The sequence below is a fragment of the Candidatus Jidaibacter acanthamoeba genome (assembly GCF_000815465.1).
Taxonomy (GTDB): domain Bacteria; phylum Pseudomonadota; class Alphaproteobacteria; order Rickettsiales; family Midichloriaceae; genus Jidaibacter; species Jidaibacter acanthamoebae.
The window spans coordinates 1-9,530 of sequence record NZ_JSWE01000220.1 but is presented as its reverse complement, the minus strand read 5'-3'; the positions used below and the strand labels follow the sequence as shown (position 1 = coordinate 9,530).

Annotated in this window: 8 protein-coding genes and 1 pseudogene; 1 reads left to right on the top strand and 8 read right to left on the bottom strand. The window is 32.2% G+C overall.

Features of this window, described 5'->3' with window-relative positions; genetic code table 11:
• Positions 1-92 precede the first annotated feature (92 nt).
• The 8 genes from NF27_RS10150 to NF27_RS12875 form a co-directional block, all read right to left on the bottom strand.
• A complete protein-coding gene (locus NF27_RS10150) occupies positions 93-2,843 on the bottom strand; it encodes a sodium:solute symporter family transporter (RefSeq protein WP_039459246.1) in 2,751 nt (916 codons plus the stop codon).
• 319 nt (positions 2,844-3,162) lie between these two features.
• Positions 3,163-3,333 (bottom strand): hypothetical protein, encoded by a 171-nt coding sequence (locus NF27_RS12670; RefSeq protein ID WP_161791863.1) that lies wholly within the window; start codon positions 3,331-3,333, stop codon positions 3,163-3,165.
• A 413-nt stretch (positions 3,334-3,746) separates the two neighbouring features.
• The gene (locus tag NF27_RS12665) at positions 3,747-3,911 is read right to left on the bottom strand and encodes a hypothetical protein (RefSeq protein WP_161791862.1); all 165 of its coding nucleotides are present in this window, start codon (positions 3,909-3,911) and stop codon (positions 3,747-3,749) included.
• Positions 3,912-4,447: 536 nt separating this feature from the next.
• Entirely contained in the window at positions 4,448-7,336 is a 2,889-nt protein-coding gene (locus NF27_RS10145) for a calcium-binding protein (RefSeq protein WP_161791861.1), read from the bottom strand.
• 10 nt (positions 7,337-7,346) lie between these two features.
• Positions 7,347-7,790 carry a hypothetical protein gene (locus NF27_RS10140; RefSeq protein ID WP_039459240.1) on the bottom strand — a complete coding sequence of 148 codons (444 nt, stop codon included), beginning with the start codon at positions 7,788-7,790 and terminating at the stop codon, positions 7,347-7,349.
• A gap of 143 nt (positions 7,791-7,933) precedes the next feature.
• Positions 7,934-8,092, bottom strand: a complete 159-nt coding sequence (locus NF27_RS12660; RefSeq protein WP_161791860.1) for a hypothetical protein — start codon at positions 8,090-8,092, stop codon at positions 7,934-7,936.
• 10 nt (positions 8,093-8,102) lie between these two features.
• Complete coding sequence (locus NF27_RS12880; protein WP_204367899.1) at positions 8,103-8,246, bottom strand: hypothetical protein; 144 nt, start codon at positions 8,244-8,246, stop codon at positions 8,103-8,105.
• Between the two features lie 34 nt (positions 8,247-8,280).
• Entirely contained in the window at positions 8,281-8,556 is a 276-nt protein-coding gene (locus NF27_RS12875; RefSeq protein ID WP_039459238.1) for a hypothetical protein, read from the bottom strand.
• Positions 8,557-8,740: 184 nt separating this feature from the next.
• Here NF27_RS12875 and NF27_RS10130 point away from each other — a divergent pair.
• A pseudogene (locus NF27_RS10130) lies at positions 8,741-8,962 on the top strand (IS5-like element ISParac1 family transposase); the annotation flags it as partial.
• Positions 8,963-9,530 lie beyond the last annotated feature (568 nt).

The following is a 9,530-nucleotide window of genomic DNA, read 5'->3' as shown; positions in this document are numbered from 1 at the left end:
AAAACTCACTTAACTCACATGGGTAAAGGGAAAATATACTTTAACTTTGATTTGAGCAATAACGCCATTCAAAAACCTATAATTTAGGTTTGCTACTTTTTAACTACCTTCTTTTTCTTCTTAAGTGCCGGGAAGGTTAGGATAAATTCAGTATATTTGCCTAGCCTTGACTTACATTCAATATATCCTTCCATATCGTGCATTATCATTTTACAGAATGCAAGACCGATACCAGTACCACTCTTACTTTTGGTATAAAACTTATCAAATATATATGGTATATCATCTTCTGCTATGCCTTTGCCGTTATCTCTAAAATATAGCTTATTATTTTCTGCTCTAATCTCTATTTTTACGTTCCTGCCGCCATATTTATATGCATTATTCAGCAAATTAGACAGCAAGCGTTTAACATAATGCAGTGAACCATAAAATAAAAAGTTTTCTACAATGTTAATATCGACACCGTCTTTCTCGGGGTTTAGGAGTTTGTATTCCAATATGCTTGCGGTAACGCATTCTTCTATAGTAATATTCTTCTTATCATCAGCAATTACTGTGCTTTTTAGAGAAGCAAGAAGCCCGTCAACCGTGCTTATACCCTGAGAGCTAACTTTAGTAAGCATTTGTGTAAATTCTGCTAAAGTATTGGCATCTTCCTCTTTAAGAGTTAAGGTACAATTTCCTTCTTTTATTTGTCTATTATTAAAAGCCCCATGAAATAAATTATTTATGGTCTGCGCGCACATATTAAGAGTTGCAAGCGGGCTTTTTACTTCGTGTGCCATTGCACCGCCGAATACATGCATGGTTTCTACTCTCTCTTCCTGCTCTTTCTCGCGTTTTCTGAGGAAAAACAGGGTGGCGAATAAGAAGAACAAGTAGATGTATGCTATGCGGCCTGTAGTAGTGATCTCCTGGAATCCCTCTAAACTAAAACCACTCTGCTTGAATAGAATGAATCCGCAAAGTGTGCCGATCGAATAGAGTAATAAAAATCTTCTCGCATCAACGAATAAGTAAAGTGAGAAGGCAGATAATATACCGTTTACTACCCAGAACGGGTCATTAAAACCAATGAATAACATAAAACTTGATACAAACGGTAAGCAGAAGGTGATCAGGAAATACCAATAGTAATGTAAGTACTTTTCCAGAAACTTTTTGCTTACGATAAACTCTCTAAATAATAAAACCATGCAAAAAAAGTATCCTATAGTTATAAGATAAGCAAATGTAACATGTCCCGGGCTTGAGGTGACATCCAGGCTATATAAAAAGTAATAAGAAAGAGTGAAAGTACAAAATTTTCTAATCTCTATTTTATGCTGCCCGGGGTTTACTGCAAGCAACCTAATGCTGGAGATTAAGAATTTATATAAGTTTTTTATCGGCTCAAAAACAAGGTAACCAATTCTTGTTAAAAATGACTCCTTAATAACTTTAGGGGTTGATTGTACTTGTATACTTCCCTGAGACACTTGATAATAATGCATACCAAACAAGCCGATGGCACTTCCTAAGATACCGAAGCTCCAGCTCATGATAGCAAAGTCTCCAACTATAATGCCGGTAGATAAAGTAAAGATCATAGCAAAAATAACACTTACTATAAATGAGTTGCTATTAGTTTTAAACCCTAGAAACCCTGATGCTACTGGTATAAAGATTGTAGGACCCCAAAAATTTGATACTAACCATACTATATCTAAAATATTTCTACTTGATTTAATAAGAAAAAGAGAAGAAACAGAGAGAATTATAGTAATAACCCTCAATGCGCCTAGCTGCATCGAATTGCTCATCGCTGGGCGTAATACTTTTAGAACGTCATTAACTAAAATAATACTTGTTGCATTAATTTTTGCCTCACCTACAGACATTATAATTGCCATTAGTCCAGATACCATTATCCCTTTAAGCCCGGTTGGTAAGAGAGAGATGAATTTTAATAAGACCTCATCTGGCATAATATTAGGAAATGTCATTCTCATTTCATAAGCAATAAGGCAAAGCGCAGCTGAGAAGGGTATTGATATTAAGGCAATCATCTTTAATGCTGCCTTAAGTTGCTTAGTATCCCTAGCAATTAAGCATCTTTGTATAAATGCGGGATCTATCCCTGGCAATAAAGAATACAATGCAAAACTAGTTAATAAACTTATATTCTCTTTAGATAATTTTATATTTAAATGAGAATTTGGTAAATAAGAAACAAAATTTTCAAGCCCCCCTGCTTCAGAAAAAATAACTATATATGATATGGGGATAATAAAGAAAAATACTGCAAATTTGAAGACTTCGGTATGTATAACTGCTCTTATTCCGCCTAATGCTGAATATATAGCAATAATACTATAACCAATTAATATGCCATAGCCTGTTTCAATACCCAAAAAGTAGTTAAACACAAGCCCTAACGCCAATGCTTGAGCTGCTATAGAACCTAAGCTTCTTAGTGTTGAAGCTATAGCTATTATCCATCTACCTGGGGCTCCATAAAGCTTATACATTATTTCGCCTAGAGTCATACATTTTTTAAACCGTTCTATATTATGAGCAATAACTTTGATCGTTATTAACCAGTATAGAGGAGAAAGCAGTTGGATTACTACAAAGACTGCGCCAAATTCATAGATTTTCCCAACAGCACCAAGAGTGCCTGCAGCCCCGATTGAGGAAGAGAATACAGCACATACTAACACTATTACGGATATATTTTTAAATCCTAAAGCAAACTCCTTAAGAGTATTTATCTTTGTAGTTCTATACAACCCAATTATTAAGCATGTACTTAAAAAAACTACAACAATTAATAAATCAATATAATTTAATTTTAGCATCTCATCTCTTATTAAGAAAAAGTTACTAAATTATAAACTAAATATTTAATATTACAAAAAAATATTATTATGATATTTTTTAAATGAATAATTTAAGGGGGAATTAAATGGTGGCTAAGTTTTTTACTAGCTTATAAGTAGATTATATTTACTCATAGAATCTCACACGATATATATATATATATATATTAAAATAATAAATGCTACATTTACATTATTAACAATTTTTTTAGATAAAATACATTTAAGTAAGATAAAATAATTATTACTAATATTTCTAAACAATAAGCACTATAACTTTATTAATAAAGTTGTGAATCTAGTCTCCATTACCTATTCCTTGGCTTAGCAGGATAGTATTATTAAAACTTGTAGGAATAGTACTTTGAAAATTACTAAAGAACTTAACATCAAAGCTTTGAGGGTTAGACAGAACAAACATAGAAACTGCTAATGCGCCTAGAATAAAAGCTTTTTTTAAAATAAACATTTTGGTAGCCTCAAAGTTATTTATTAACTTTGCAATAGATTAAAGAATGTCAATTAATTTGACAATAGCTATTTTATTAAGAATTAGATAATAAATAGTTACTATTTGCTATATTGAGGGGAATAGCTTATTGGATAATGACGTAATTTATTTTAATTATACCTTAAATTCCTTCTTAGTAGCACACTAATAGAGTATAACGTTATAATTTTAAAAAGAGAAAATCAGGTAGTATTATTATGAAAAGTATGCTTTTATATTTACATCATTATACAACAACCTTTTTTCTCAGCTTGCGAGTCATGATCTTTCAGGCGCTGAGCGCGTAAACTTTGGCCATTGGAGTTATGATTGTTATAAACATGTCCCGGTGTATTTTGAGCCGACTCAGTATGCCCTTGTTGTTACCTCATCTAATCTTGAAAGTCAAAATAACGTCCCTTTTCTTCCCAGTGCCTATATGATTGTGCGAGCAATCCTTCATCAATACTTATGTCTTGTGGTATTAAATCTTGTAATATTCCTAAAGCTGTTTTGAGAAAATTACATTTAATCATGGTATTACATCCGCTGTCCACAAGCCATACTAAAAATGGAGAAAAGGCTACTGTAAAATATAGATCTAATACAATTAATTACATCAAAGAAAAAGGACACCATGCTTGACGCAAGAATAAATATGGACGAAGAGAAATAGTTGAAAACACAATTTTCCGACACAAAAGCACTATAGGAGCTAAGCTAAAATCAAGAAATTGGAATAACCAAGATGCTGAGACTTTACTTCATTGTCATATACTTAATAAAATGACTAGCCTGGGTATGCCTCAATCTCTAGAACTCACTTAACTCACATGGGTAAAAGGAAAATATACTTTAACTTTGATTTGAGTACCAATGCCATTTTTAGTAGCTTTAATTAAACGAGTTAAGGAAAAAAATTTCTTTAAAAATAGGTTACTAAATATTTTTACTGTAAGTCTTAAAATATTCTAAAAACAAATAATAATTTTATAACACAATTAGTTCTTAAATATACTAAAAATCAAATTTTCGTTTTAAATAATTTAAAGTTAATGGTTATTATTCCTTAAATTGCCTTACTAATGATCACTTAAAAAAGTGCCTCATTATTAAAGCCTGTTTCCAAGTGAATATTTCCTTCATGGTAGATATGTGTCTTATCATTAATATTGTTACTAGAACAATAAGGAATATTATCCAACAAGCATACCTTTTTGCCATTGTCGAATGACATCTCACTTACTGTGCTACGCTCACTCTTTCTGGGAATCAGCAACTTCTCTCCTATACTTTTGATCTTAATCTCTATGCTTCTTCCGTATGTATTGTGATTGGTATAATAGTAATCAATATCTTCAGGAGTAATGCCGCCTACTAGTTTGACGAAATCTCTATCAGTATCAGTACGCGATTCGAAGATTATATCGTTACCTAATCCCGCCCCCCAAATGTAAGTATCGCTGCCGTATTCTCCGTATAGTTCGTCATCACCTTCTCCTCCTTCAAGGATATCATCACCGGAACCACCATATAGCTTATCATTTCCTTTTAATCCTTTCAGATAATCTTTATAGGCAGTCCCCTTAAGTACATCGTCCCCGTCAGTACCAAGATTAGGAATATTATCCAACAAGCTTACCTTTTTGCCATTGTCAAATATCATCTCACTTACTGTGCTACGCTCACTTTTTCTGGGAATCAGCAACTTCTCTCCTGTACTTTTGATCTTAATCTCTATGCTTCTTCCGTATGTATTGTGATTGGTATAATAGTAATCAATATCTTCAGGAGTAATGCCGCCTACTAGTTTGACGAAATCTCTATCAGTATCAGTACGCGATTCGAAGATTATATCGTTACCTAATCCCGCCCCCCAAATGTAAGTATCGCTGCCGTATTCTCCGTATAGTTCGTCATCACCTTCTCCTCCTTCAAGGATATCATCACCGAAGCCACCATATAGCTTATCGCTTTGCTTCCCGCCTATCAGTATGTCATTGTTCCCATATCCGTATATAATATTTGAAATTTTACTATTGCCGATTAGTAAATCTTTTTTGTCTTCACCTTCTAATAACCATTCATTTATTATATCATTAACATTGTTAATACTGCTTGCGAAAATCTTTTCCAGGCTCCCTAGCTTAGTATCGGAAGGTAGTCTAGTTTTTAATATATTAATAATTTTTTCTGCAATTATTGGTGTTATGCTTAACTTACCTTTGTCAGCATATTTATTGAGTGCTAACCATATAGCTTCCCACATTATAACTGCAGATTCTTGGTCTTCAATTTTTATAGACTCCGCTCTCGTTATTATATCTTCTATATTGCTGTTTAAAATTAAAGCATCATTAGCAAAATGGTAGTTTGCATTGATGAATATTTCTTTTAATGAGCTCTGTGGTAATATTTTTATTTTAACTAAATTGAAAGCAAGTTTCCATGCGGAATTTAGAGCTTTAGCTACCCATTCCTCAACTCCGTTGCCGGTATTTCTAGCAGGAGTTGCAGAAAATTTCTCAAGGAAGCAGGCTTTTCTTAAATCCAATTTACCGTTTGTAACTGTAGTATCGTTACATTCCGCCCAAGTATACATTAACTCAGTAATTAGTCTGTTAACGTTTCCTAATTCTTCGTATTGTATATTATATATTTTGTCCACTATGTTTTTTAATGTACTATCTTTGCTGGCGGCTTTATGTAATGAAGCTAATTTGCCATATCCTCTTAAATTAATTTTTAGGAGATTTTCAAGTTGGGCTCCTCCTTGATTGCCATCACTGCCGTGATATTCCGTGTGCATTGGGTCTATAGTAAACTTGATATCAGCAATTTGGTGATCTTTACCTTTCATAGTAAAGGTTGACCTAGCTACGATTAAATTACCATTTAGCCATGAACTATTATTATGAGAATTAAGATTGATTTTTTCAATTTGTAAACTTTCTAAGGTAAATAGCTCTTTTGCTTCTGATATACCGTTAGCATTTTTATCCACCCAAACTCTAAGCTTATTATATATTTCATCATGCTTATTTATTATTCCGTCTTTATTTTTATCAAATTGTCTTAAATCAGCAAAGCCCGATGTATTTTGGTTGCCAAATAACTCGTTAATATTATTTATTATGCCGTCATTATTCTTATCTATAACTAATAACCCGCTTCCTTCCCCAATCCAGCCTACTTTCTCTTTAAAACCGTCTCCATCTAAGTCGAACATTACCATGCTTTTATCTACATGGATTAAATTTATACCTTTTCCCGATATATCAAGCACTAAAGGATCACAGCGGACTTTCGTAAAGTTTAAATACCTGCCGATTGTATGCATAACCTGATCAACTACAGATTCATTTTTCTGGCTTTCAGGTAACTGAATTTCCTCTCCAGGCAGCGCTACAATAAACTTCTCACCACCTATCTCCGTTACTCTTCCCTTTAGGTATTCATTACCAGGTAGATTAATTAATTCTTCGACATTTAAACCATGCTGCTTTGCTATGTTTTCTAATTTATCATATTTATAAACTTCTATAGGATCCCTTATAAACTCACGAGTATCTGTTGTTAGATCAGTAATAAGCTTTCCGTCTTTAAGATCCTGTGCTAACCTTTGACCAAATTCCTCTCTTGATTTACATCCGTTCGCTGCTATCCTTCCTGCGCGGTTGTTCCATAAGTCCATGTTTTTTTCTAATGACATTTGCTTCTTACTAAGCTTTTTTTCTTCAGGTGCATTGTAATTATCCCATTTATTTTTTATTTCATACGCTTCTCCTAATAAATCAGAAATAGTAGGCCCGTACTCCATCGCCATAACTCCTGAGGCATATGCATGCCTAAATGCATCTACATCAGTATTATGTGTATCTGCTATAACTCGTCCATTTGGCCGTGTTATGTATTTTATAGGTCCAATATGATTTTCATATGCTTTATGTGCTTCCTGTTGAAGCTGTTCTTTTTTTTCCATGTAACCCATATTAATACTCACTTTCAGTTAATTTAATATAACATTTATTTTGTTTAAGTGATGAATCACACAAAATATAAAATTTTGCTTTTATCCCTTCACAATTATGCTCATATAATTCAAATGAAAGCCTTTCAGGAACAGGGAACTCATGCACCACCCTTCCTCCATTTTCAAAAACTAAGCTCCATTCATATGCCTCACTATGCTTCCAGGTATAAGGAGTATAAGCACATACTTTATCCCATTCAAAATTAGTAATATCTTTAATCTGAATTACTTTGTCTCCCTTATTAAGAGCTTGGGTAAGCTTTTTTCTAAATAAGTAGTTATCATACCCATCTAGAATGCCTATACTATCTAGATATGTATAAGATATCAAAGCAAATATAGCTAGCAATCCTAATAAAAGAGGAACTCCAAATAATATAATAATTAATTTTTTCCAATTCATACTTTATTGTCCTTTATTTTTAATTTCATAAGCGTCACCTAGTATATCGGAAATGATTGACCCATACTCCATTGCTGTAACACCTGCGGCATATGCATGTCTAAAGGCATCTATATCTGAATTTCTAGCTTCTTCAGGGTGCTCTACATTCCCATCTTAAACTCTAAATTTAATTCTCTTATATTTTTATCAAAATATATATATGCTTCGTTTTGAGCCTCAAGTTTAGTCTTTTCAAATTCTTTTGTTTTTTCTACTATACGCTCTACAATACGTTCTAATATAAGTTTTTCAATAGTCATATTTTTCTACTTAATAAGCTTTATCAAGAATAAGATTTTTCTGCATATCCTCTTTATATTTCTCAATAGGAATATTTATTTGATCAGAAAAATTAAATTCTTTAAAACATCTATGACCATCATATTTTGAATATAAAGTAGCCCTTAATTGCATTTTTATTTCTTTTTTTCCATCATAGAAAGTTAGGTCAACATAATCTTTTTCTGAATAACATTTTTTTATTTTTATATTCGTAACCAATGTAAACTTTATCCCAGTCAAAATTAGTAAAATCCTTTAAACGAATTACTTTTATATCATCTTTTATAGCTTGTTGCAGCTTCTTTTGAAGTAAATAAGTATTATAACTATCCAGAATACCGGAGTCCTCTAAGCAACTATAAGAAATCAGAAGCATAATACATACAATACAAATTGTAAGAGGAACGCCAAATAATATAATAATCAATTTTTTCCAATTCATACTTTATTACCTTTTTATCTGCACTTATATTTTATCTTCATCATTTGCAATACTTAATTCTTTTTAAAATCTCTTCGATTTTATTTAAAATTGCCACTCTTTATCATTATATTAACTATGCTTAGAATCTTTAATACAAAACGCAGATGCTAAGACAGCTTATACACAACCGAGGCCTGGTACCATAAACTATATTAAAGAAAAAGGTTACCATGTGGGGCGTAATAAAAATAAGTATGGAAGGAGGGAAATTGTAGAGAATACTATTTACCGTTATAAAAGCATTATATGTACTAAGCTAAGATCTAGAAAATGGGATAACCAAGATATTGAGACTCTACTTGGTTGTCATACACTTAATAAAATGACAAACCTGGGCATGCCTCATTCTGTGAAACTAACTTAGGTAACATAGATAAAGGGAGAGTATTCCTTAATAGGGATTTGAGCAATAACGCCGGAAGAATCCCAATTTATGTTTTTAGAGAGGAAAGGAAATCTATAATTAAAGTAATCTTGAAGTGATTGCTTAAGAAGGTTACGGGCAAATCTAATAATAATTTCAGGTAAGCAGTATAAATGATAAGACATGCTGAGTAACAGCCTTATTTATTAATAAAACATTAAAACTATTTTAAATATTAACTAATATCTTAAATATTAGGTTTAATACAATGCTTAATAAATTTGCAATAGTTATTTTGTTAAATTGCTTGTATGTGTGCTATGGTGCTGCTGTGATAGTAAAATATACTAAACGTATATATAAAAAAAGACTGTTCTTATTGATTTAAAAGACAGCATTTATCTTTTTAATAATACTTTTAATCACAAAAGGTAAATCTAAGCCTAGCATTTATTAAACCTAAGCACCTACCGGGAATTTATAGCAATACCCTTAAACCCCCCTTACCACTGGTTTCTGCTCTTCTTTATTATCAGCTGAATTTCCAAATTCTCCATTAAGCTTACGC